Source organism: Klebsiella sp. 1SOBk10mer (assembly GCF_046602535.1).
In the GTDB taxonomy this organism is placed as follows: Bacteria; Pseudomonadota; Gammaproteobacteria; order Enterobacterales; family Enterobacteriaceae; genus Klebsiella; species Klebsiella quasipneumoniae.
Genome location: NZ_JBKIUP010000004.1, coordinates 335,264 through 356,378 on the forward strand (window position 1 = coordinate 335,264; position 21,115 = coordinate 356,378).

Consider the following 21,115-nt stretch of genomic DNA (forward strand, 5'->3'; position numbering starts at 1 on the left):
TGTCCTACAACTTGGTGCTGTTATATCACGCTTCTTTTACAAAGGATCGCTTAGAGTGCCATTCTGTGATAGCGATCAAATTGCGTTCAATTAAAATTAAACAAATACTTATAATTCAATAATTTAATATTAATAACATGATCGCGAAGTGGAGCTGTTTGTGATCCTTGTTGCAAATTCATAGGTGAACTGTTGATTTTGTCAGGATGAAAATTCAACCTTAAAAAAGACAGTCGTCATACAAATTAAACGAATGAGGAAACAACATGAACGCTTTATTTGATTTAACCGGGAAAACGGCGCTGGTGACGGGTTCTGCACGCGGACTGGGCTTTGCCTACGCAGAGGGCCTTGCCGCTGCAGGCGCACGGGTCATCCTGAATGATATTCGCGACACACTGCTGGCCGAATCCGTGGATACACTGACAAGCAAGGGTTACGACGCACAAGGCGTGGCTTTTGACGTCACCGATGAACAGGCGATTGAGGCGGCTTTTAGCAAACTCGATGCAGAAGGGATCAGTGTGGATATCCTGATCAATAACGCCGGTATTCAGTACCGTAAACCGATGGTCGAACTGGAGCTGGAAAGCTGGCAGAAGGTGATCGACACTAACCTGACCAGCGCATTTCTGGTGTCCCGCGCGGCGGCAAAACGGATGATGGCCCGTAACAGTGGCGGCAAAATCATTAATATTGGCTCGCTTACCAGCCAGGCTGCACGACCGACCGTTGCCCCGTACACGGCGGCAAAAGGCGGTATCAAAATGCTCACCTGCTCGATGGCCGCAGAATGGGCACAGTTTAATATCCAGACCAACGCCATTGGGCCGGGCTACATTCTGACGGATATGAACACTGCACTTATCGAAGACAAACAGTTCGACGCCTGGGTGAAAAGCAGCAACCCCTCTCAGCGCTGGGGTCGTCCGGATGAGCTTATCGGCACGGCCGTCTTCTTATCATCCAGAGCATCCGATTATATCAACGGGCAGATTATTTACGTCGATGGTGGCTGGCTCGCCGTGTTATAAGCCGCCCGTACTCTACCTACCCGCCTTTAAAATTGATGGCATGTGTTCACCCCGATGCATGCCGATATAACACAGGTATCATTATGAAGGCTTCAAGACAACGACTCTTTATTCTCACATTGCTGTTTATTGTGACTGCAATTAATTATATGGATCGCGCCAATCTTGCCGTTGCTGGTTCGAATATCCAGAATGATTTCAGTCTGACGCCAACACAACTGGGTTTGCTTTTCTCCATGTTTACCTGGGCCTACGCCGCCAGTCAAATTCCTGTCGGCTATGTTCTTGATCGCATTGGCTCACGTATTCTTTACGGTGGTGCAATTATTCTGTGGAGTATTTTTACCTTTATGATGGGGTTCGCCTCACACAATTTATTCGCGACGGCAACCGCTTCATTTGCCATGCTTCTGGCCTGCCGCGCATTAATTGGTGTTGCCGAAGCACCGTCCTTCCCGTCTAACACGAAAATAATCGCAACCTGGTTCCCAGACCATGAGCGAGCCCGTGCGACCGCGATTTATTCCAGTGCACAATACCTTGGTCTCGCGCTGCTGACACCTGCCCTCGCCTTTATTGTGGCTAATTACGGTTGGGAAATGTCGTTTTATCTGTCCGGGGGCGCCGGGATTCTGTTTGGCATCTACTGGCTTATGTATTACCGCGATCCACAGCACAGCACCGCTGTGAACCAGGCAGAACTGGATTATATCAAAGCAGGCGGCGGCTATGGTTCGGCGAACCAATCCTCCGTGAGTGCAAAAATCAGCTGGCAAGATATTAAGTTCTTCCTCAGCAAAAAAACGATTTGGGGCCTGTTCATCACCCAGTTTGCCTGCTCGTCTACACTCTATTTTTTCCTGACCTGGTTTATTGTTTACCTGGAAAAAGGGCTGCATCTCTCTATTTCAAAAGCCGGGGTGGGTGCTATGCTTCCCTATATTATGGCGATGCTGGGGGTGCTTTGTGGCGGTACGCTAAGCGACATGCTGCTGAAAAAAGGAAAATCCCGAACGTTGGCACGAAAATTACCCGTTATGGCTGGCCTATGCGTCACCATGATTATCGGTCTGGTCAATTTCTTTGAAAACCAGCCGGTTATTGCGATTATCATTCTGTCTGTTGCGTTCTTTGCTAACGCCTTTTCAAACCTGGGTTGGGTGGTCTGGAGCGATGTGATTCCTCGTAATTTCCTTGGCACGATGGGCGGCTTTTTAAATATTTGCGGGAACCTTTCTGGGATCGTTAGCCCAATTGTTATTGGGGTTATTCTCCAGCGCACGCAAAACTTCCAGTACGCCATGTGGTATATCGCAGGCGTCGCCGGACTGGGCTTATTAGCCTACATATTCTTGGTGGGAAAGATTGAAGTGATCCTGCCTGAAAAAAAGAATGCCGACACCGTGGATAAGAATACCATTAATCCGGCAACTGCCAACAAATAATGAGGTCATCATCAAAATGGGAAAAATAACCTGTAACGCTTGTCTGGCCCATGCGGAAAAAGACGTACGCTTTGAATCACGTGAAATCGAGCATGATGAATATGATGTCGTCGTGAAGGTCGCTTGCGGCGGCATCTGTGGCTCTGATATCCACTACTATCAGCATGGCCGCGCGGGGATGTCTGTCCTCAAGCATCCGATGGTGATTGGCCATGAGTTTGTTGGCGTGATCAGCAAAGTGCCAGCGGGCAGCGAGCTGAAAGTTGGCCAGACGGTTGCTGTGAACCCGTCCAGCCCCTGCAATCAGTGCGAGATGTGCCTTTCCGGCCATCAAAATCTGTGCGGCTCCATGTGCTTTATGGGCAGCGCGCAGTTCAATCCACATGTCAATGGCGGTTTTTCTGAATACGTGGTGGTAAAACCGGAGCAATGTATTCCTTACGATAGGCGCGTGCCTGCAAACGTGATGGCCTTTTCGGAACCGCTGGCGGTCGCTATTCATGCAGTAAAAAAGGCGGGCCAGTTGACCGGCAAACGCGTACTGGTGATTGGCGCAGGCCCCATTGGTTGTCTGATCGTCGCGGCGGCGCGCAGTGCAGGAGCATCTGAAGTGGTGGCGTCCGATCTCAGCCCTCGCTGCCTGGAACTGGCTCGCCAGATGGGGGCCACTGCGGTGATGGATCCGCGGGTTGAAGAACAGGTTGTCTATTATCAGCAGCATAAAGGCTATTTTGATGTCGTGTTTGAGGCCTCTGGCGCGCCGATTGCCGTGACATCCACCGTCGATTTCACCCGCCCTGCAGGCACCATCGTTCAGGTGGGGATGGGCGCCAGCGCGGTAAGCTGGCCAGTGTCTCCGATGCTGGTTAAAGAACTCAATTGGGTCGGGTCATTCCGTTTTATCGGTGAGTTCATCACCGCGGTACGCTGGCTGGAAGATGGTCGTGTCGATCCTCGCCCGCTTATCAGCGCCGAGTTCCCGCCCCAGCAAATTGAAGACGCATTGATTACCGCCACAGACAAAAATGTCTCTGCTAAGGTGCTCATTCGTTTCGATTAACGGTGAAAAGCGTCCAGCCGGGCGCTTTGTTCTTAAAAGTGAAGTGTTATACAATAAATTACTTCAGCGACATCTTAACGGATACCCATCTTGAGCATAAAATCCATTCAAAAACAAAATGTTGTAAATGAAATTTATGATCAGATATGCAGCAAGCTGCTGGACGGCAGCTGGGCGCCAGGTAGTCGTTTACCTTCGGAAGCGGAGCTAACTGCCTCATTTAACGTTAGCCGTGTCAGTGTACGTAGTGCGGTACAGCGTTTTCGTGATCTTGGGATAGTGGTGACACGGCAGGGTAGCGGCAGCTACGTGAGCGAAAACTTCACTCCACACATGTTGAGTAACGAGCCCCGTCCAATCATGCACCTGAGTCGCGAAGAATTTCACGATATGATGATTTTCCGCCAAACCGTGGAATTTAAATGTGTGGAACTCGCGGTCTTGAACGCTACCGAAGACGATATTCGTCAGCTCGAAGAAGCATTGAACAATATGCTGATCAACAAGGGTGACTATAAAAAGTATTCAGAAGCGGATTACGAGTTCCATCTGGCCATTGTCAAGGCCTCCCATAATAGTGTCTTTTACAATGTTATGAGCTCAATTAAAGATATCTATTACTATTATCTTGAAGAGCTCAACCGTGCACTGGGTATTACTCTTGAGAGCGTGGAGGCTCATATTAAGGTCTACATGTCCATTAAGAACCGCGATGCTAGTTCTGCTGTACAAGTTCTCAATGAAGCGATGTCTGGAAATGTTGTTGCTATTGAAAAAATTAAATCTATAGATATCTCTGGGGATAAATGATCGCAATTCCAGGCTGTAACCTGAATAGCTGTTGCTTTTATCTGGGAAATCATCTGCCTGCTGGTGTTTCGTTTTATTGATCTGCCTCCAGTATTAGATATAACCTTCAGGTTGATTTTTCTTCATGTTTCCTGTTTCGCCAGCCTGCTGCAAATTCAGATGTCATCTGGTAATTCAGCGATGAATGAGGATTGGACTCGTTATAGTCATGCCGCCAGTCATGAATAATTTTCCGGGCATGAAGAACTTCGCTGAACCAGTTCTCATTCAGGTATTCATCCCGAAAGCGACCGTTGAAACTCTCTATAAATCCGTTCTAAGTTGGCTTGCCCGGCTGGATTAAGCGTAACTCAACACTATGTTCAAAGGCCCATTGATCCAGTTCGCTGCAGGTAAATTCGGGGCCCTGATCGGTTCTTATTGTCGCCGGGTAGCCCCGAAATAGTGCGATGCTGTCCAGAATATGCGTGACCTGAACACCTGAAATACCGAAAGCAGCCGTGATCGACAGACACTCCTTTGTGAAATCGTATACCAATAATCACAGGATTTAGCCGGATGTTCTCGAACAACAACAGGCACAAAAAAGCCCGCAGGGCTTGCACCGTGCGGGCTCTTAGGACTTCATCGGATGACTCTGGTAATCACCGATGGAGAATTTTGGTGGAGCTGGCGGGAGTTGAACCCGCACCCGAAAGTAATATAACCATATGATTTATAACAATACTGCATCCTGAGTTATGCCAGCGTGCAGTTTGCGTGCATATCGTTGTCCTCGTAACGTCCTGATTCTCTCCAATATTTTGAAATATTTGGGCGTAGAAATGGCCTGCGAGAGAGGGGAGGCGCGAAAAAAGACCGCATTCGCGATCTTTATTTCCGGCTTCGCCCGTACTTCCGTTTGGCCTTTCGGTTGCTGATTGGTTTAGGCTCTCGGTTGTTATCGACCTTTTCATGTATGTCCATATTGAACCAGGATGCATGAGATACTTCGCTGAGCGGGAATATTATGCTGGTATCAACATCTTCTAGATCGTTGTAGTCGTTTGAGAAAAGCACTCTCAAGGTATCCTTATCTCGATACCCAGACATGATCGGGCTTATTGAAATTTCGAGGTTTGGACCTTGCTTTTCGTTAGGTTCACTTATCATGTTGACTGTACCTACATAGACCTTTCGACATTTTAAGCTCACCAGCACAGGTCTATCTTCGGTCGCCGAATCGAAAAACAACTGCCCAAGCGAACCATCAGAGAGTAGCTTTCCCAACTCATTAAGCCTAATGACTTGCTTTGAAAAGTTGATACTTTCTTCATCTTTCGGCTCATGGGTAATTAGCCAGGCGGCAACGTAAATGCGCAGTCTGCAGAATTGCAACCAAAGCCAGGCAAGACCAACGGTAGTCACCGATAAAAGTATTAGCCAAGCGGTAATACGATTTTCTTTTGGGTCTGAGCTGCCATCGATGAGGTGAGATAGCCACGTAGCGAAAGTTAATCCAGGACAAAGAAATTTGATGGAGTAAGCAGCTACGATCGCCGCGAGGCATGAGTAGAAACCGTACGTGGCCACCTTCATGTAGAGAAGTTGGCCATCGTATCGGTGTAAGCGGAAGAAGAGTTTAATGTTATGAGAAGATGTAACTAGCAACGAACCACTGACAAGCAACGGTATGATTAGTAGTGCAAACATTAGTTATTCGTCGCTGTCCTTAGTGTTGGTTTTTGCAGCTGCTACGGCTTTTGCATCCTGTTCGATAAACTTTCTGGCGGCCTTTCTAAGGCGCTCAATTTTTTCAGGATCTGCCGCTGTATCAACAACTACAGCACCGCGACCTACAACTTTTATGTTCTTCACACCTGATTTGTTTAAGCGATCTGCCATGGCTTGTCCGCCTTTAACAAAACCACTTAAACCAAACATCTTCATGACCAGTTCTGACATAAAGACCTCCTTTTGGTGACCTCAAATGATCCGTTTGAGGTTCTGCTCCCCTACTAAAATCGAGGGCGCAGAATTGTAGCATAACCTACACTGCGGTTAAAAGTAGCCTGTTTCTATAATTTTGACCTTCTGTCAAGAGTCAAGTTCATTTCTACCATAGTTGTCCTGCATAGGGGTTGGCAACACAAAACGTGCTGCCCGTGCATACAGTATCGTCTATCGCTGGACTTCGGTTGTGAATTTTAAGTGATCATCCTGGCAAAGCTGAGTTTACAGAAGTGTGTCCGTCGTATTCTGCCAGGTAAGAGCCGTAATGCCTGAACAGCATTTCTGGCCCTTTGTGGCCCATCTGGCCCGCCAGCCAGAAAAGGTTCACGCCCTGGCTAATATGTTTGGTGGCGAACGTGTGCCGGGTCTGGTACGGGTTACGGTAGCGCACGCCAGCTTTTTTCAGGGTCGGCACCCATGCTTTTTTACGGATCGCGTCGGCGTTTGCCCAGGGTTCTCCCGTTTTCGGATCGCTGAAGATGAACTCACTTTTCATAAATGTGTATTGTTTCTGCTCCTGCAGGGCCAGCAGCGCTTCAGCATTCATTTCCACTTTACGCGTGCCAGCTTTGGTTTTCGTTCCCTTCAGCACGCCAACGACACTGGCCGACTGGACATGAATAGTGTTGCCGACAAAATCGATATCAGACCAACGCAGGGCGCACAGTTCGGAACTGCGTAGCCCGGTATTAAATGCGAAGCGGAAAAGGTTTCTCCACTCGTGGTATCTACAATTTGCATAAATAACTCTGGTTTCCGCGGGCGAAAACGGGTCCACCTCGTAATCGTCGGCACCATGGCTACTTTCAACAACGTGGTACCTGCTGGCGCTGACCAGCGTCACCGGGTTGATTGTCAGCAGACCATCGGTAACCGCTTCGTCGATAGCACTACGCAAAAACGACAGGTTGTTTCTGATGGTTTTTAGCTTTGTTTTTCTGCCGGCGATCCAGTTCTTCAGCACTGCAGGTGTAAGCTCAGCAACGTGCAGTTTGTGCAGCGCAGAAAGCGCGGAGAGACATTTTTCATAGCCACCAATGGTGGACGGCGACAGGTTGCGGTTTTCGCAGATTTTCAGGTATTCATCAAGATACGCTTTTATATTTTTGGTTTTCCTTACCATCCCAAACAGAGCGAGTTTTTTAGAGCCAGGAAAATATTTCGAATAATCGAACTCGCCCGCGCTGATTTGGTTCTGTATTTCCCCCAACAGGCGCTCGGCATATTTAACACCGCGCGCGTTAGCTTCCATCCTGGAGAGGGGCTCCCGGCAGAGAACCCCTTTGTACGTGAAAGTGATAACCAGCGTGGCGCCAGTTTTATGCTGACGGATTGTTACCCCTCTTGGGAGAGATAGTGATCCTTGTTTTGTCTTGCCCAATTTGCAATCTCCTTTAAGTCGATCCAACGTTCTTTGGAACCATCGACTTTTAAAACATGAACACCTTCCTGCCACACTCCACGTTGTAACCGTTTGTTAACGGCATCCAGCGTCTCACCCATCTCTTCGCAGTACTTTGTAATCGGTACGACATCCAGATAAATCATATCAACCTCACACCACTTTCAGGCCACAACAGTGGCACCAGACTTCATAACTAATTCCCGGTAGTTTCAGTTCCAGCCGACCACGTTACTCATCGTTTGCAGTCATCATCATTCCCCTCAATGCATAATCGGTGCTTCTGGCACGCCTTCGGTCTGGATTTGCTCGATAAAGCCATCGTGTAGCATGTTGAAACCTTCCCGACCCATGGCCGACAACCTGAAGCCGTGTTCTTCATCAGCAACAACCATGTCCTGATACATCCGCAGCGCCAGCTGCAGGCCAACATCAGGCCCGTACTTCTCAATGGCGCCAGCCTCAATGTGGTTTGCGAGCGCAAAGCGTTCCGGCCCTGGGTAAACGCTAATGGCACCATGCTCGCCGGAATAGATAACAGCAGTGTCAACACCGCCCTCGTCGTTCGGAACGTCGACAGTCCCATTCTTCTCCCGCTCCTCAGTGATGAATACTGCGGCAAGCAACCAGCGCCAGACGATGATTTGCTTCTCGATATTAAGCGTGATCCAGCTGCTTTCTACCGCTTCCATGATGCAGGCCAGAATCTCCATTCCATCGGCAAGGTGTTTGTCATAGCGACCGTTATCCAGCAGGCGAATGGCAGCAGAGTAACCAATCACCCGGTTTCCAGACCGGATCCCTGTTGAGGTTGGTTCCGGGTTAAGAAAGTTGTGAAGCATTGCGCACCTCTACTGGTTTGCTGGCTTTAAGTTCTTCGCGCTCTTTCACGTAGCGGTCGTGCATGGCATCCCACTTTTCGCACCACTTCTGCATTTCTCGTTTGCGGGCGAGGATGCGGCGCACCCGGCGAACGGTGCGCTGGTGGGCATTAAAATATTCCAGGGTGACGGCGCCACGTTGCCAGTGAGTCAACTCAGGTTTCAGTGGATGGACTGCCTGTACATCTGGGTGACGTTGCGTAAAGCCGGATCGCGCGAAAGCATGCGACGTCAGAAAGTGGGCCAGCCAGCTAATAGCGGTACCGCGGCTGAAGCAGCGCTTCATTCGGCCGTGACGAATAGCGACGAAAAGGTCGCCGACTGGCGTGTGGTGCTTCTGTAACGCCAGATCAATAGCGCTGGCAGTGCGGTTGTCGATCATTTGTCTTTCTCCCGGTTATAGGTTTCATGACTCATAACTTCCCAGTTCCGGCCGTCGTCTTTCGATAACAGCCGCCAGCGTGGGTTAACCTTTAAGCTGAGGTAGCCGGTGCGGCGCATTCGCCGCGGGAATATCCGCCGGCGCCGATACCGCAGCAGGACCTGCAGCGCCTGCAGGTGTACCCGCTCAGGAATGCGTATTGCTGTCAGTGCCACAGTGATCCTCCGTCTCGGGTGCGATTACCTGATATCCAGCTTCCTGAGCCAGTTCGAGAAAAGCCTCGAGCGAGCAGAATGTTTCTTCTTTGCGTAGCGGGTATTGTTTGACGAACTCGCCATCTTTCAGCTCGATCACCACTCGCCCGGTAAAACCCGGCTCACAATTTAATTGCACCATTGGTGGGGGAGCGGGAATAAGTACGCCACGATATTCAATCATTCTCATTATTTAGCCCTCGGCTTTTAATGATTGTTCGGCCAGCGTGGCAATGAGTGCATTCATAAAGTCCACACCATCGGGCGTTAATTTATTAACTCCCATGCAATTCGAATAATGTTCAGAGATTAAATTTTCTGCTTGCTCGCGTTTATGGGTATCATAAATCATCGCTTCGAAAAATTTGATTAATGATTTTGTTAAAATATCTTCATCAAGTTCGACGGGTAACGTTGTTCCATCGTCCATTTTTACGAGCTGAAAATAACTCCCAGTCCTTCGCATCATTGAATCAAGCTTGGCGCGAACGATGTGACGGCGGCGAGTCTCAATCAGGTTTGTTTTCACGTCGTCTTTCCTCTTCTTTGATCCAAAGAAAAATATTTGAAGATAAATTCAAAGCTAAACCCAAAAGCACAAAGAGTTGTTTTTCTCCCATGTTTTCGAAGCTGGCATACATAAGATCTAGAAGTTCAGTAAGGTTTTCAATTTCGCAAGATACACACTCAATATCTTCGTCATCTTTTGGGTGCCACATACTTACCTCCCATAAGCCTTACGGAGATATAAACCTGCAATAACCTCATGACCATTCATTGCATAAAGTAATGCGGTTTTATAGGCGGCGTGGTCAATAATAAAACTCATAACATACACCTCGCAAGATTTAGGGTACAAGACTCCCCGGCACCAAGACCGTTTTAAAACTAGTTTCGTAATTAGCCTAATTTATTCTCGATAGCTTTAAGTTCAGTGCAAAGTTCACGAGCATAGTCAAAAATCACAGCTGACATATGGCACGCAGGATTGTCATTGTCCTCGTCAGTAAAAAAAGACTCACTATAAGTTTGCGCGACTGCTTCAAGTTTTTTAGCGGTAAGGACCGCATCGAATATATCATCAGCCAGACCAATTTCGACCACTACAGATTTGCAGGGTTTTGTTGTATTACTATGAGTCTTAGCATATTCGTTCATGTTATCTACGGTTTTTTTCATTGAACGAATTAGGCTGTTTATAGAACAATCCGTTTCGTAATTCTCGTTACTTTTTTTATAGATCTCCTCCAGAAGAACAGTGTTTTCTATTATGTCTGATACAAACACTTCAAGCATTTGGATAGGAGTTTTCATTGTTCACCTCACACAAGTATTGATCGCTTACAAAATCAAGTTAAACTTGATAGAGAGAGGTTAGCTTTATGATTTTATTTAGTCAAGTTAAACTTGATTAATTTTTTGGTACAGGAAGATTTAAAACGGAGGAACGGGCAAAAGCCCGTTGTTTATCAATAATTAACCGAATCTGTTAATGTTGAAAGGAACTGATGAGATAACTTTTGACTGGATGTAGAGCATATCTAATGCATCTTTTTCAATGCTCCAGGATTGATAATTAGAGTTATCAGATAACACTACAATTTTGCTGCCAATTTTTTGCAGTCTCTTTACATAACATTCGCCTTCGAAACAAAAGGCATAAATCCCATCACCATCGAAGTATGTTATTGTTTTATCTAAAAATAGTAAATCTCCCGGGGCAATTGTTGGCGACATGCTATCACCTCTGGCATTGCCTATTTCAATGTTCTTAAAGGGTCTGTTGCCTACTACTTGACGGGCGTACTCGGGGTCTAACTCTATAGAACGTACTACATCTATGAAGTCGCTTTTCACGCTGACCCCATCACCACAACTGAATTCGATATCTAATACTTTGAATTTTACGCTATCCGTATCTTCTTTTTGAGTGGACGAAGGGAACGAGGCGGGGGGGACCTCTCCCAGAAACCAGGATTGTGGATAACCACTGATTTCAGATAGCTGAGCTAATCTCTTGCCCCTAGGGACAGTGGTTCCTTTTGTCCAGTAAACAACCGTCTGCGTACTAACCCCTAACTGACGAGCAAGCTCAGCTTTTGTCCACCCTTTTTCCTTAAGAAGTTCTTGAATCATGTTTGCCGTGGCCACGGTATCTCTCCAAAAGTTTCATTCAGTTTGAAAGTCATCATCTAAAGCAATGCTTGATCTCAAGTTTAACGCATGGTTTTGCTTCTTGCATGTTAATTAAATCTTGATATAAACTTCTATTTATAAAGTTTGACTTGATGGTGGTTTATGAACGAAGAGATTCGGGTGAAATTGTGTGCCATTACTTCCCAAAGAGCGATTGCTCAGGGCTTGGGGATAACTCCTCAGGCAGTGAATCAGTGGTTTGCTAAGTCTGTAATCCCTGCTCGCTTTGTATTGAAACTTTGCGAATTTGTCGGTTGGGCCATTACCCCGCACCAGGTTCGCCCTGACTTGTACCCAAGCGAGCTTGATGGGATGCCACGAACGGCAGAGGTGTGACATGTCACACCTCTGCCGCTATGCCTGATCCGCGCTACTTCCAGCCGCTGCTGCCACGCAGCATCAGGTACGACCCGATAAGTAGGGTGTATTTCCTCATTGCGAGGCGGGCAAACAAAACTAATCAACAGGAGGAAGTATGAACACCCAACCAGTTATCGACGCGGGAAATCTTAGTTCGGAAGAGTTATCTGCCTGGCTCATTGGCGTGGCAACTGCTGCCAAAAAAGCCAGACAGGGATACGAAAACCTAACACTTGAGCTGCAGTCTGCCGAGTCGTCTTTGCGGTATGCAATGGCTGACCTTGAGCCACGAATTAACTTTCTGGCATCAGACCAAATAATTCGTTCGGCAGATCACTCCACTGCAATTCAGGCAGAGCTGGATAGTCTTCGGGTGATATTTGCCGCCGTTCGCGATAGCCAACAAACCATTCTCTCATCCGTTGCTCGACTTCAGCAAACTGCGCATTCATATCCAGATTTATATCAACAAGCTCATCTTCAAGAATGTGCAGAACAAGAGTCGGATAAAGGGCAAAGGGGTCCGTAACCGCAGCTTCGGTTGCTGTATATACCAGTTCATACAGAGAGTCCCGGTAACTTGCAGACACGAACGAATTTGAACTGTGTTCAGAAAGCAAATGATGGAGGTGAGTCAGTGTTACTGCCCTGCATTTTACAAGATTTACCTGGTCGGCGTCATGAGGATCGACCCGATAAATGCTCTTTAGGTGATTTCCAATTTTTCTGTAAACAAACATTGAGTCCATGTCGAACCTCCTTCGGTCCGTAGGTGTAGGAACCATGAGGATATACCGGGGGAAGGTTCGGCACCAACTGGAGGGTTACTGTGAACCCGACTGATTTTATCCGTAAGCACATCACAGCCGCTCTGACAGCTGAAGGCTTCTCACCGTCGGTGGTTCAGGGGGGGGGTAGCAAAGGGGCTGGAACATTACCGCTGCATGTCGCAGTCAACCAAAAAAGGGAGTTGTTTTGATGACTGTTTGTATCGTGCCCGTCAGTGGGCTCTTGGGCAGACAACAACGGCAGAGCGGAAAGCTGCAAAGAAAAAGCCGGGAAAAGGTGGTGGCACTTCTCCCGGCCTGTTCTGACTTCCAACACAGCATTTGATTTGAAATGACCTGGAGGGAGATTTCATGAAAGACCTTAGCAGACAATTTGATTACAAATCAAGCGCAGGTGAGCCAAGTGTTTCCAGAAACTGGCAGCATTAAGGCGTTGGACAGGCTGTATCACGATCCGCGAGGTGTTGTCGTGCATGTCACCGGCTGGGATCGCGAAAAGCAGCAAGTTTATTTTACCAGGCCGGATTATCCGCATGAATGCATGCAGCCGGTCTGGAAGTTTCAACAGTACTTCACGAGGGTTTTGGTATGAGCATGGATCTGATGGTTCAGGCTATGAAAATTAAGGTCGGAAACCCTTTGCGCAAATTGGTTCTTCTTAAGCTGGCGGATAACGCCAGTGATCTCGGGGAGTGCTGGCCTAGTTACCAGCACATTGCTGACCAGTGTGAAATTAGCAAGCGTTCGGTGATGAATCACATCGAGGCGCTATGTGAGTGCGGCCTGATAAAAAAAGAGCTACGGACGGGACCAAAGGGGAATTCCAGCAACGTGTATCAGCTCAATTTACGTAGTGCAGGAGATTCACCAGGGGGGAGTGCAAATCGTTCACTACCTGGTGCAACAGATTCACTACCTGGTGCAGGAGATTCACCAGGGGGTAGTGCAGGAGCTGCACCCAGAATCAGTCACTCTTTTGAACCAGTCAATGAACCAGTCAATGAACCTATAAAACATACTGGCGCTTCGGCTACCGCCTCTGCACCGGCTCGTTCTGCAAAACAGGATTATTCCCCTGAGTTTGAGACAGCCTGGCAGGCATACCCAAAACGCGCCGGTGGTAATTCCAAGGCTGCGGCCTTCAAGGCGTGGAAGACTCGTCTGAAAGAAGGGGTTAAACCTGAGGTCATGCTGGCGGGTGTTAAACGCTACGCAGCCTACGCACGTGCAACCGGCAGTGTTGGCACCCAGTACGTCAAGCAGGCCGCGTCGTTCTTTGGGCCAGATCGCCATTTCGAAGAATCCTGGCAGGCGCCATCCGCTCCCGGAGGTGGGCACAACGGCACTATTGCCCGCCTGTCTGGACTGGGGCGCATGTCTGACGATTTTGGCGAATCTGGTGAGAACCTGAATTTTTGAGTGAGGTGGATATGTTGAATTTAAATCAGCTCAAAGAGCGTGAAGACCTGATGGCGCAGCAGGCAAAACTCGGCGATGAACTCGCTTTCGCCGAAGTGCATACACTTCCCTGGGGGGTCGGGGGCTGGAACTCGAACCACACCAGCATGGCTTCATGTCCGGAGCATGGAGACTACGAGCGATTCACGCTGGTGGGTAAGGATTTTCGCGGTAGGGAGACATTCAAGCATTCCCGCTGCCCTGCGTGCATCCGGTCGGAGCAGGCAAGTGTTGAGTCTGGACTGAGAGAGCTTCGCGTTAGCAGCTTGCTGGACGACGCAGGTATCACTCGACGCTTTGGTGATTGCGAGTTTGATAATTACCTGGAGATCAATCAGGAAGCCTCGCGCAACCTCGCAGCCTGCAAGCGCTACGCAAATAACTGGCCAGCTGTTCTGGAGGCCGGGAAAAGCCTCGTGCTAACAGGGAGCTGCGGGACGGGGAAAAACCATCTGGCGGTATCACTGGCTAAAAACATCATCCGCAACCATCTCGCCAGTGTGGAACTGACCGACGTGATGCGTCTGACTCGTGCGGTGAAAAGCACCTGGCGCCACAATGCGGACACAACCGAAGAGAGCGTACTGGATCACTACGCTTCGCTGGATCTGCTGATTATCGATGAGGTGGGTGTGCAGTTTGGTAGCCCGACAGAGATGACAATCCTGCATGAGATCATTAACGCCCGCTATGAAAGTGTTCTGCCAACGATCCTGATTAGCAACCTGCCGCGTGAGCAACTGAAAGAGTTTATCAGCGACCGCATTTTTGACCGAGTTACTGATGGTGGGCGTAACTACCTGGTTTTCAACTGGACGAGTTTTCGTGGGAATAACGGGGGCATGCATGACACCAGTCTGGCGTAACGACGAACTTGAAGAGGCGGTTATCGGCGCATTGTTTTTGCGCGGAGCTGATCCTGAGGTGCTGGATGTTCTCTCCCGGCTGCCTGCGGGCACCTTCTCAGTTCGCCAGTATCGGGAGATTTACACTGGTATCTGCCGACAGGCTCGCAGTAGTGGCGTGATTGATCCACTGCTGTTGTGCGAATCGCTGCCCGCGCTTCAAACCACAATTCTTGCAGCCACCCGTATCAGCTGGGCGAAATCCGCGTTGTTATCTTACGTTGATGTTCTGCGTCGCAATGCTGGCGTTCGTGATGCTGAAGCAGCACTGGAAAAAGTGCTGGAACAAATCAGAAACGCTAACAACGGCGATGCAGCCCTGGTGGCACTGGAAGCCGCTAAACAGGCTGTATCGGCTATCGACATTTCAGCGGATACCGTTCAGCCCGTTCACATCTCTGAACTACTCACCGCGGTGGCCGATGAAGCGGAATCCCGTAGCCAGGGGAAAGAAGAGACCCGAAGCCTGCTTACCGGAATTGAGGAGCTTGATGCCAAGACCGGCGGTATGGAATCCACTGATCTGGTGTTTATTGCCGCGCGGCCATCGATGGGCAAAACCGAACTGGCACTGGATATCATCGACAAAGTATCCGCTCAGGGGCATGGGGTGCTGTTTTTCAGCATGGAGATGTCTGATACCCAGATTGCCAAACGTATGGTATCCGCCGCAGGGGGCATGCCTATGTCCCGCCTGAAAGCAGTGGATAAATTCGAGGACGAAGACTGGGCTCGATTTTTTAACGGCATGGAGCGAATGGCTACCCGCAATATCTGGATCACCGACGCCACCGGCCTAACTATCGACCAGATCCAGCAAACCGCAACACGCTATCAGATAGCGCATCCTGAAATCGCGCTGGTGGTCATCGACTATCTGGCGCTTATCAAAATTCAGAGTGCTGCGCGGTACGACCTGGCCGTTGGCGAAGTATCCAAGGGGCTTAAAAACCTGGCTAAAGCTAATAAAACCCCCGTACTCGCGCTGAGCCAGTTGTCGCGCGGTGTGGAATCCAGACCCAATAAGCGGCCAATGAACTCCGATATGAAAAACTCGGGAGAAATTGAGGCTGATGCTGACTTGATCCTGATGTTGTACCGCGACGAGGTTTATAACCCTGAATCGCCAGCAAAGGGAATTGCTGAAATTAACGTGACAAAACAGCGGAATGGGGAGCTGGGGACTATCTACCGTCGGTTCTACAACGGTCATTTCCTGCCAATTGATCAGGAGGAAGCTCGCCAACGCTCGACGCCGCAACCAAAGGCACATCAACGCCGTTACACGAAAGGGAGCCGGGCTGGTCATGAAGATTTTTAACATTACACCAATGGGCAAACCGAGGATGACCCGGGCAGACAAATGGAAACAGCGGGAAGTGGTCATGCGCTACCGGGCATTCTGCGATGAGATCCGCCTGAAGAACGTTGCTATGCCGGAGCAGGGCGGACACATAACCTTCGTAGTTCCCATGCCAAAGAGCTGGAGCCAGAAGAAGCGAGTAACGATGAACGGGCAGGCACACAAGCAGAAACCAGACGCCGATAACATGATTAAAGCGCTGATGGATGCTCTGTTTACTGATGATGCACATATCTGGGACTTTCGTGTCACAAAAATCTGGGGTGAATCCGGACAAATTTTAATTTCTGATATCGGAGAAGTGGCCGCATGAAACTTGAAGCATCGTTAAAGCATTTCAGCCCGCAGGGCATGCACATCAGCGACGACGTGAATAAAATAGGAGCACAGAACAATGCGTGATATGTATGAAGTATTAGACCGCTGGGGCGCATGGGCTGCTGCTGACGGTAATGGTGTTGACTGGCAACCAATTGCAGCCGGATTTAAAGGTCTGCTACCACATGGCAAGAAGTCACGCCTGCAGTGCGATGATGATGAAGGGATTATGATTGACGGATGTGTAGCGCGGCTACGGAAATATAAGCCAGAAGAGCACGAGCTGATCATTGCTCATTTTGTCATTGGCATCTCATTAAGAACCATCGCGAAGAAGCGGAAGTGTTCTGATGGGACTATCAGGAAAGAATTGCAGACGGCTATGGGGTTTATTGATGGATGTGTTGCAATGTTAAAATCTTAAATATTAAATTTCAGGGAAGCCAGTCGGAAGATTGGCTCTCTAACGAGAAATACTTTTACCAAGATCACTTAGAACTAACTCCAGCCCACCAATGTTACCCGGCAAAGGCCATTTTGAAAGTATTTCACCTGAATCTATCTGGTTTGCTAACCAGTATACAAATAAAATACATGGTTGAGCAAACAAAGGATTGTACTCAACTCTACTGATTATCCTTATTGAGATGTATTTCTTCTCGCCAAGAAGCACATGGATTTTATTTGGTAGGCTATCGTCAATGTATTCTTTAAATGTGTCAATGACAGAGAAGTTAACATGTATATCCTCATCAACGTATTGTTTTCCAATTTTTTCTGAATAATAATCTGAAAGGAAATCTAAAAACTCATTTCTTTCCTTGCTATTATCGGCCAAGATCTCCATTGTTTTACAAAAAAGATCATCCGTTGTCTCCATTAAGGCCATACTACGGGCTATTTGTCTTTCGGCTGATTTGGGTACATCACCGGAAGGCTTGTAGATACTGTCATGAACTAATTCAGCATAAGCGTGCTGAAGCAAGGTTCTAACTTGAACTTCGCAGCACATTTCAGGTGTTATATTTTGACCACAGTAATCAAATTGAGCTGTTGGTCTTACTTCGTAATGCCGAGATTGATAGTCAAAAATTTTGGGGTTAACATCAATTTCTGATAAATAGTCTTTAGAAACAGTGGCATTCCATTTATCGCACTTTTCAATTATGTCACTGATAGTTCTGATTTCAACAGAGAGTAAGACCACAAAGCGAACACCAATCAAATCAGTCATTTGTACGACTGGATTGTCATATCCTTTACGGCTGACCTTTCCTAATGCTGAGGCGATAGTTTTTAACCTTGGTTCTGAGTGGATCTTTAAAAAGATTTTTGCCTTATCATCCCCTAGGGAGCTACGAAGAGTACTGCAAATTTCTTCAGACACAAATCGTCCCCAAGCGGCGTAAGCATCTTGGTGTGTCTGTAAAAACTCGCGGAACTCATTGATATCCATTATTGTTGACTTTTAAGTCGCCCTTTTATTTTCAACATTGTTGATTCATTATCATCCGATGGCATAATTTCTACAAGATTTTTTAATTGATCTGGCGGAACGGAAACCCATACATCATTAGAGAATACGAGTTTGCTTCTTATCTTAAGCTTGGATTCAATATAACCATTGTCCTTAGTTACTGCAGCGGCAGGGAATTTTTTATTCTTCATAAATTCAAGATACCCACCCTGCATTTCTTCGGGAAGGTTGGTTTCTGCGAAATCCGCAGTACTTAATGTGGTTTTTCTAGAACGCATCTCACTCCTTAAGGCCTCATGTAGTGCAAGCTTATCACCTTCCTCTATCTGTGCTGTATTAATGAAGTCCCTAGTGCTCTCGAAAAAATCTTGAGTTAATTTTTTTGAAGATTTACTTATATCCATATCCAGAAACCGAGAATAGAAATACCCGGCCGCATTTTTTGTTTCAGTTGATGTCATTAAATGGTCAAACAAGAATGCACGATAATGTGAACTATTATAATTACCGTCACTATCAGGAGGAAGGGAAACGGTTTGGACTATAAATCCAATCTTATAAAAACGTTGAGCTGGCGTCAGAAGTAGTTCGGCGATAAACTCCATTGTCACTTGTTCATCATCTTCAATAGTTCTGAAACCGTTCTGTGTTTCAGCTTTTATAACTGCAAGGAATGGGAGAGAGTCATTTCCTACTCGGCCTGACAATACTGCTAATATTCCCCCCGGCGCAGAACTATTGTATTGCGCCTCACTGAGTTTATTGGCAAGCCGTTCGGTTACTTTGATAAAGTAGTTATTATCATTAGAAAAAGTTGAAGCTGAAAGGTTTAAAAAACAATCGTCACCAACTCCACCAATAGACATTTCAATTCCATGTGATTTACTTGCCAAAGCCTCGGTAATTCTTACCTGAAAGGCATCCAATGCATCTTGTTTAAATACCATCAAAGATTTGCTGGTTTTTGGGGGCGTTAACGTTTTATCGGCACTTTTAGGGAAAACTCTATGTGCGATAATTCTCTCTATCAGAAGCCCTTCAAAGCTAAAGTCTACACTCGCCATTACCTTGTCCTTGCTTGTTAGCTCGTTATCCTCAGAAGCATACGAAATCTCTAACGCGTACGCAAAAAACTTTGTAATCTGTTAAGAGTGGTCACTTAGACACACAGCTTAATCATCTAAAACCTGCCAGAAATGGTGGTTTTTTGCTTATGAATGTCTTGTTCAATTAAAAGGCGCCGTCTCCCGCTTCGGCTATGCTTATCAGGCAGCACTTTGCTGCACACAGCAAACTGGAGGGTGTCATGAGTGATAATCGTCCTGTACCATGGCCGCATGAAGGATTTGTATCGCCAAATGTCGATGAACTCATAGGTAGAGTTTGTCGTTTCGTTCATCGTAGCGATCTGATAACTCAAGAGATACAGCCCGGAAGAGTCACTTTTTATCTTGAGGATGACAACCGGCTGGCGGGAGTGGTAATAGAGCCTGATCTTGCCGAAGAATAATTATCTGTGTGTTCACTCAGCCTCAGCACTCGCTGGGGCTTTTTCATATCCGCGCCACGCCCGGCGTATAAACCTGCAGAGCTTTTCGGGGTGAGCCTTTGGAATGGTCGTGTGACTGTTCTGCAGGGCGGCCACTCCGGGCGAAGGCTCACCTCAAAAGGAAAGTCACATGAAAAAAGTCATCATGGCTGCTATTGCGGTCGCTTCGCTGTGCCTGAGTAATGTTGCGGCAGCTGCGGATGTCGTCATCACTACTGGCCAGCAGGGCCTGACCTATAACGCGGTGTACGGCGTGAACCTCGCCAGCGCACTGAGTGAGTATGGCTACAGTTCGACGGTGTTCCCCAGCAAAGGCTCGCTGGACAATCTCGATAAGGTGGCCAGCGGAGCCGCCCAAATCGGTTTCACCCAGGCTGACGCTTTCCAGTTCTGGCGCAGTCGGCACAGCAATGAAGCGCAGAAGGTGGACATCATCGGCGAACTGGCTGATGAATGCGTTTTTGTCGCGGTGAAGAAGGGCGGAAAAGTAAGCGGTGAAGGGGATTTAAAGGCTGGGGTGAAAATCGCAGTCGGTGAGCCTACCAGCGGATCGTATGCCTCCTGGCAATACCTGCAGGGGCTGGAAAAGGGTTATGCAAAAGTCGAGACCTACGCCAAAGGCGGCGTGCGCTCGCTGGCGAAAGTCACCACTGGCGAGTATGACGCCTTCCTCTGGGTATCAGCGCCGGACAGGTCGAACAAGTTTCTGGAGGCAGTTAACCAGGAAGGCAGCGGCCTGACGATGATCGATATGAACGGCTGGCATGTTGACGACAAGCTGCCGAACGGGAAACCCGTGTATGAGCTGAAAAAAGCAGTAACGGAATCCGGCTGGCTGAGCGATTCGAAGGTGAAGGTTCCCTGCACTAAAACGCTGGTGGTCGCCAATACCGATGCGGGTGATGAGGTGCTGGAAACAGCCTCGACCGTCCTTCTGAAAAACCTGAGCCGGGTGCTCGGTACCAACGGTAAATAATCATGCTGCGCAGGCTGTGTTTCTGGGCGCTGTTTGCCGTTCTACTGTTTGTAGCCTGGCGGGTGGCTGGCATGTTGATGGATATGGTGCTGCTGGTGGTTATTGTCGGGGGACTGGTGGTCTGCGGGTTATGGCCATTTAAATGAAAACTGTGACGGCGTGCAAAAGACATAGAAATGATGTTTTTGACAGAAGGACTGCTATTGACGACAGAAATGATGACATCATAGATTGTCGGCGTGGTGAATCCCCCTGTGCGGAGGGGCGTAAACAGTATTGTTTTATTGCTAAACCGAATGCGCGAGTCATGGTGGCTGACCAAAGGCTCACCGGGAGGCACCCGGCACCACACACTCATTTGAGCCCACGTTAACGCGTGGGCTTTTCTATTTGTGCCGCCAGAACGTCATTCACTCTGTGCTTTGTCGTAAATCCATCTGGCGGCCATTCCCTCTACACACAGCG

At 48.1% G+C, this 21,115-nt stretch carries 29 protein-coding genes and 1 pseudogene; 14 read left to right on the plus strand and 16 right to left on the minus strand.

All coding sequences use genetic code 11. From position 1 onward, the window contains the following. Nucleotides 1–266: 266 nt before the first annotated feature. The 4 genes from ACLH1I_RS13990 to ACLH1I_RS14005 all read left to right on the plus strand — a co-directional run bounded on the left by ACLH1I_RS13990 (nucleotide 267) and on the right by ACLH1I_RS14005 (nucleotide 4,349). On the plus strand, nucleotides 267–1,034 hold the full coding sequence (locus ACLH1I_RS13990; protein ID WP_135731488.1) for an SDR family oxidoreductase: 768 nt from the start codon (nucleotides 267–269) through the stop codon (nucleotides 1,032–1,034). A gap of 83 nt (nucleotides 1,035–1,117) precedes the next feature. Then, nucleotides 1,118–2,479 carry an MFS transporter gene (locus tag ACLH1I_RS13995; protein ID WP_065802698.1) on the plus strand — a complete coding sequence of 454 codons (1,362 nt, stop codon included), beginning with the start codon at nucleotides 1,118–1,120 and terminating at the stop codon, nucleotides 2,477–2,479. Between the two features lie 16 nt (nucleotides 2,480–2,495). Then, complete coding sequence (gene idnD / locus ACLH1I_RS14000) at nucleotides 2,496–3,539, plus strand: L-idonate 5-dehydrogenase (RefSeq protein WP_065802699.1); 1,044 nt, start codon at nucleotides 2,496–2,498, stop codon at nucleotides 3,537–3,539. Nucleotides 3,540–3,629: 90 nt separating this feature from the next. Then, a complete protein-coding gene (locus ACLH1I_RS14005; RefSeq protein WP_048325388.1) occupies nucleotides 3,630–4,349 on the plus strand; it encodes a FadR/GntR family transcriptional regulator in 720 nt (239 codons plus the stop codon). Between the two features lie 106 nt (nucleotides 4,350–4,455). Here ACLH1I_RS14005 and ACLH1I_RS14010 read toward each other — a convergent pair. The 13 genes and pseudogenes from ACLH1I_RS14010 to ACLH1I_RS14070 form a co-directional block, all read right to left on the minus strand. Further along, a pseudogene (locus ACLH1I_RS14010) lies at nucleotides 4,456–4,884 on the minus strand (integrase core domain-containing protein); the annotation flags it as partial. 338 nt (nucleotides 4,885–5,222) lie between these two features. Continuing rightward, complete coding sequence (locus tag ACLH1I_RS14015; protein WP_023304981.1) at nucleotides 5,223–6,041, minus strand: hypothetical protein; 819 nt, start codon at nucleotides 6,039–6,041, stop codon at nucleotides 5,223–5,225. A gap of 3 nt (nucleotides 6,042–6,044) precedes the next feature. Continuing rightward, nucleotides 6,045–6,293, minus strand: a complete 249-nt coding sequence (locus tag ACLH1I_RS14020; RefSeq protein WP_023304980.1) for a hypothetical protein — start codon at nucleotides 6,291–6,293, stop codon at nucleotides 6,045–6,047. 250 nt (nucleotides 6,294–6,543) lie between these two features. Next, a complete protein-coding gene (locus ACLH1I_RS14025; protein ID WP_198079849.1) occupies nucleotides 6,544–7,722 on the minus strand; it encodes a tyrosine-type recombinase/integrase in 1,179 nt (392 codons plus the stop codon). After that, nucleotides 7,677–7,889, minus strand: coding sequence for a hypothetical protein (locus tag ACLH1I_RS14030; protein WP_032422780.1), 213 nt, complete (start codon nucleotides 7,887–7,889; stop codon nucleotides 7,677–7,679). Before ACLH1I_RS14030 ends, ACLH1I_RS14025 begins: the two co-directional genes overlap by 46 nt. 117 nt (nucleotides 7,890–8,006) lie before the next feature. After that, the gene (locus ACLH1I_RS14035) at nucleotides 8,007–8,525 is read right to left on the minus strand and encodes a hypothetical protein (protein WP_064187484.1); all 519 of its coding nucleotides are present in this window, start codon (nucleotides 8,523–8,525) and stop codon (nucleotides 8,007–8,009) included. Nucleotides 8,526–8,565: 40 nt separating this feature from the next. Then, complete coding sequence (locus tag ACLH1I_RS14040) at nucleotides 8,566–9,006, minus strand: hypothetical protein (protein WP_064187485.1); 441 nt, start codon at nucleotides 9,004–9,006, stop codon at nucleotides 8,566–8,568. Then, nucleotides 9,003–9,221: a hypothetical protein gene (locus ACLH1I_RS14045; protein WP_004177208.1), complete on the minus strand. Its 219-nt coding sequence runs from the start codon at nucleotides 9,219–9,221 to the stop codon at nucleotides 9,003–9,005. Before ACLH1I_RS14045 ends, ACLH1I_RS14040 begins: the two co-directional genes overlap by 4 nt. Continuing rightward, nucleotides 9,193–9,450 carry a hypothetical protein gene (locus tag ACLH1I_RS14050; protein ID WP_064187486.1) on the minus strand — a complete coding sequence of 86 codons (258 nt, stop codon included), beginning with the start codon at nucleotides 9,448–9,450 and terminating at the stop codon, nucleotides 9,193–9,195. Before ACLH1I_RS14050 ends, ACLH1I_RS14045 begins: the two co-directional genes overlap by 29 nt. 3 nt (nucleotides 9,451–9,453) lie before the next feature. Further along, complete coding sequence (locus ACLH1I_RS14055) at nucleotides 9,454–9,789, minus strand: hypothetical protein (protein WP_274873059.1); 336 nt, start codon at nucleotides 9,787–9,789, stop codon at nucleotides 9,454–9,456. After that, the gene (locus ACLH1I_RS14060; RefSeq protein ID WP_023304973.1) at nucleotides 9,770–9,979 is read right to left on the minus strand and encodes a hypothetical protein; all 210 of its coding nucleotides are present in this window, start codon (nucleotides 9,977–9,979) and stop codon (nucleotides 9,770–9,772) included. The genes ACLH1I_RS14055 and ACLH1I_RS14060 overlap by 20 nt, the downstream gene beginning before the upstream one ends. A gap of 181 nt (nucleotides 9,980–10,160) precedes the next feature. Further along, nucleotides 10,161–10,574: a hypothetical protein gene (locus ACLH1I_RS14065; protein ID WP_064187487.1), complete on the minus strand. Its 414-nt coding sequence runs from the start codon at nucleotides 10,572–10,574 to the stop codon at nucleotides 10,161–10,163. Between the two features lie 162 nt (nucleotides 10,575–10,736). Next, nucleotides 10,737–11,411 carry an XRE family transcriptional regulator gene (locus ACLH1I_RS14070; protein WP_077263605.1) on the minus strand — a complete coding sequence of 225 codons (675 nt, stop codon included), beginning with the start codon at nucleotides 11,409–11,411 and terminating at the stop codon, nucleotides 10,737–10,739. 147 nt (nucleotides 11,412–11,558) lie between these two features. Here ACLH1I_RS14070 and ACLH1I_RS14075 point away from each other — a divergent pair, with 147 nt between their 5' ends. Further along, complete coding sequence (locus tag ACLH1I_RS14075; RefSeq protein ID WP_074194552.1) at nucleotides 11,559–11,792, plus strand: transcriptional regulator; 234 nt, start codon at nucleotides 11,559–11,561, stop codon at nucleotides 11,790–11,792. A gap of 317 nt (nucleotides 11,793–12,109) precedes the next feature. Here the strand turns inward: ACLH1I_RS14075 and ACLH1I_RS14080 are convergent, their stop codons facing one another. Beyond that, nucleotides 12,110–12,565, minus strand: coding sequence for a hypothetical protein (locus tag ACLH1I_RS14080; protein ID WP_048337494.1), 456 nt, complete (start codon nucleotides 12,563–12,565; stop codon nucleotides 12,110–12,112). A 442-nt stretch (nucleotides 12,566–13,007) separates the two neighbouring features. Between ACLH1I_RS14080 and ACLH1I_RS14085 the strand changes: the two genes are divergently transcribed. The 6 genes from ACLH1I_RS14085 to ACLH1I_RS14110 all read left to right on the plus strand — a co-directional run bounded on the left by ACLH1I_RS14085 (nucleotide 13,008) and on the right by ACLH1I_RS14110 (nucleotide 17,072). Beyond that, nucleotides 13,008–13,196 (plus strand): DUF4222 domain-containing protein, encoded by a 189-nt coding sequence (locus ACLH1I_RS14085; RefSeq protein WP_049088839.1) that lies wholly within the window; start codon nucleotides 13,008–13,010, stop codon nucleotides 13,194–13,196. After that, entirely contained in the window at nucleotides 13,193–14,023 is an 831-nt protein-coding gene (locus ACLH1I_RS14090) for a helix-turn-helix domain-containing protein (RefSeq protein ID WP_064187489.1), read from the plus strand. The genes ACLH1I_RS14085 and ACLH1I_RS14090 overlap by 4 nt, the downstream gene beginning before the upstream one ends. Before the next feature lie 11 nt (nucleotides 14,024–14,034). Continuing rightward, complete coding sequence (locus ACLH1I_RS14095) at nucleotides 14,035–14,928, plus strand: ATP-binding protein (RefSeq protein WP_064187490.1); 894 nt, start codon at nucleotides 14,035–14,037, stop codon at nucleotides 14,926–14,928. After that, nucleotides 14,909–16,288 (plus strand): replicative DNA helicase, encoded by a 1,380-nt coding sequence (locus ACLH1I_RS14100; RefSeq protein WP_064187491.1) that lies wholly within the window; start codon nucleotides 14,909–14,911, stop codon nucleotides 16,286–16,288. The genes ACLH1I_RS14095 and ACLH1I_RS14100 overlap by 20 nt, the downstream gene beginning before the upstream one ends. Next, nucleotides 16,275–16,643, plus strand: coding sequence for a RusA family crossover junction endodeoxyribonuclease (locus ACLH1I_RS14105; protein ID WP_064187492.1), 369 nt, complete (start codon nucleotides 16,275–16,277; stop codon nucleotides 16,641–16,643). The genes ACLH1I_RS14100 and ACLH1I_RS14105 overlap by 14 nt, the downstream gene beginning before the upstream one ends. An 81-nt stretch (nucleotides 16,644–16,724) precedes the next feature. Then, nucleotides 16,725–17,072: an antiterminator Q family protein gene (locus tag ACLH1I_RS14110; protein ID WP_064187493.1), complete on the plus strand. Its 348-nt coding sequence runs from the start codon at nucleotides 16,725–16,727 to the stop codon at nucleotides 17,070–17,072. Between the two features lie 39 nt (nucleotides 17,073–17,111). On the opposite strand, the gene ACLH1I_RS14115 is transcribed toward ACLH1I_RS14110, so the two are convergent. Next, on the minus strand, nucleotides 17,112–18,104 hold the full coding sequence (locus ACLH1I_RS14115; protein ID WP_064187494.1) for a GTP pyrophosphokinase family protein: 993 nt from the start codon (nucleotides 18,102–18,104) through the stop codon (nucleotides 17,112–17,114). After that, nucleotides 18,104–19,189, minus strand: coding sequence for a nucleoid-associated protein (locus ACLH1I_RS14120; protein ID WP_064187495.1), 1,086 nt, complete (start codon nucleotides 19,187–19,189; stop codon nucleotides 18,104–18,106). Before ACLH1I_RS14120 ends, ACLH1I_RS14115 begins: the two co-directional genes overlap by 1 nt. Nucleotides 19,190–19,431: 242 nt before the next feature. Here ACLH1I_RS14120 and ACLH1I_RS14125 point away from each other — a divergent pair, with 242 nt between their 5' ends. The 3 genes from ACLH1I_RS14125 (at nucleotide 19,432) to ACLH1I_RS14135 (ending at nucleotide 20,796) form a co-directional block, all read left to right on the plus strand. Continuing rightward, nucleotides 19,432–19,635 carry a hypothetical protein gene (locus tag ACLH1I_RS14125; RefSeq protein WP_125315970.1) on the plus strand — a complete coding sequence of 68 codons (204 nt, stop codon included), beginning with the start codon at nucleotides 19,432–19,434 and terminating at the stop codon, nucleotides 19,633–19,635. Between the two features lie 169 nt (nucleotides 19,636–19,804). Further along, nucleotides 19,805–20,650: a TAXI family TRAP transporter solute-binding subunit gene (locus ACLH1I_RS14130; protein ID WP_198079847.1), complete on the plus strand. Its 846-nt coding sequence runs from the start codon at nucleotides 19,805–19,807 to the stop codon at nucleotides 20,648–20,650. A gap of 2 nt (nucleotides 20,651–20,652) precedes the next feature. After that, on the plus strand, nucleotides 20,653–20,796 hold the full coding sequence (locus tag ACLH1I_RS14135; protein ID WP_170922885.1) for a hypothetical protein: 144 nt from the start codon (nucleotides 20,653–20,655) through the stop codon (nucleotides 20,794–20,796). Nucleotides 20,797–21,115 lie beyond the last annotated feature (319 nt).

Bases quoted from the DNA above. Each gene is read 5' to 3' on its own strand.
- ACLH1I_RS13990 (WP_135731488.1), top strand. From the start codon at position 267: ATGAACGCTTTATTTGATTTAACCGGGAAAACGGCGCTGGTGACGGGT.
- ACLH1I_RS13995 (WP_065802698.1), top strand. From the start codon at position 1,118: ATGAAGGCTTCAAGACAACGACTCTTTATTCTCACATTGCTGTTTATT.
- idnD (WP_065802699.1), top strand. From the start codon at position 2,496: ATGGGAAAAATAACCTGTAACGCTTGTCTGGCCCATGCGGAAAAAGAC.
- ACLH1I_RS14015 (WP_023304981.1), bottom strand. From the start codon at position 6,041: ATGTTTGCACTACTAATCATACCGTTGCTTGTCAGTGGTTCGTTGCTA.
- ACLH1I_RS14020 (WP_023304980.1), bottom strand. From the start codon at position 6,293: ATGTCAGAACTGGTCATGAAGATGTTTGGTTTAAGTGGTTTTGTTAAA.
- ACLH1I_RS14030 (WP_032422780.1), bottom strand. From the start codon at position 7,889: ATGATTTATCTGGATGTCGTACCGATTACAAAGTACTGCGAAGAGATG.
- ACLH1I_RS14040 (WP_064187485.1), bottom strand. From the start codon at position 9,006: ATGATCGACAACCGCACTGCCAGCGCTATTGATCTGGCGTTACAGAAG.
- ACLH1I_RS14050 (WP_064187486.1), bottom strand. From the start codon at position 9,450: ATGAGAATGATTGAATATCGTGGCGTACTTATTCCCGCTCCCCCACCA.
- ACLH1I_RS14060 (WP_023304973.1), bottom strand. From the start codon at position 9,979: ATGTGGCACCCAAAAGATGACGAAGATATTGAGTGTGTATCTTGCGAA.
- ACLH1I_RS14065 (WP_064187487.1), bottom strand. From the start codon at position 10,574: ATGAAAACTCCTATCCAAATGCTTGAAGTGTTTGTATCAGACATAATA.
- ACLH1I_RS14075 (WP_074194552.1), top strand. From the start codon at position 11,559: ATGAACGAAGAGATTCGGGTGAAATTGTGTGCCATTACTTCCCAAAGA.
- ACLH1I_RS14080 (WP_048337494.1), bottom strand. From the start codon at position 12,565: ATGGACTCAATGTTTGTTTACAGAAAAATTGGAAATCACCTAAAGAGC.
- ACLH1I_RS14090 (WP_064187489.1), top strand. From the start codon at position 13,193: ATGAGCATGGATCTGATGGTTCAGGCTATGAAAATTAAGGTCGGAAAC.
- ACLH1I_RS14095 (WP_064187490.1), top strand. From the start codon at position 14,035: ATGTTGAATTTAAATCAGCTCAAAGAGCGTGAAGACCTGATGGCGCAG.
- ACLH1I_RS14100 (WP_064187491.1), top strand. From the start codon at position 14,909: ATGACACCAGTCTGGCGTAACGACGAACTTGAAGAGGCGGTTATCGGC.
- ACLH1I_RS14105 (WP_064187492.1), top strand. From the start codon at position 16,275: ATGAAGATTTTTAACATTACACCAATGGGCAAACCGAGGATGACCCGG.
- ACLH1I_RS14110 (WP_064187493.1), top strand. From the start codon at position 16,725: ATGCGTGATATGTATGAAGTATTAGACCGCTGGGGCGCATGGGCTGCT.
- ACLH1I_RS14115 (WP_064187494.1), bottom strand. From the start codon at position 18,104: ATGGATATCAATGAGTTCCGCGAGTTTTTACAGACACACCAAGATGCT.
- ACLH1I_RS14120 (WP_064187495.1), bottom strand. From the start codon at position 19,189: ATGGCGAGTGTAGACTTTAGCTTTGAAGGGCTTCTGATAGAGAGAATT.
- ACLH1I_RS14125 (WP_125315970.1), top strand. From the start codon at position 19,432: ATGAGTGATAATCGTCCTGTACCATGGCCGCATGAAGGATTTGTATCG.
- ACLH1I_RS14130 (WP_198079847.1), top strand. From the start codon at position 19,805: ATGAAAAAAGTCATCATGGCTGCTATTGCGGTCGCTTCGCTGTGCCTG.
- ACLH1I_RS14135 (WP_170922885.1), top strand. From the start codon at position 20,653: ATGCTGCGCAGGCTGTGTTTCTGGGCGCTGTTTGCCGTTCTACTGTTT.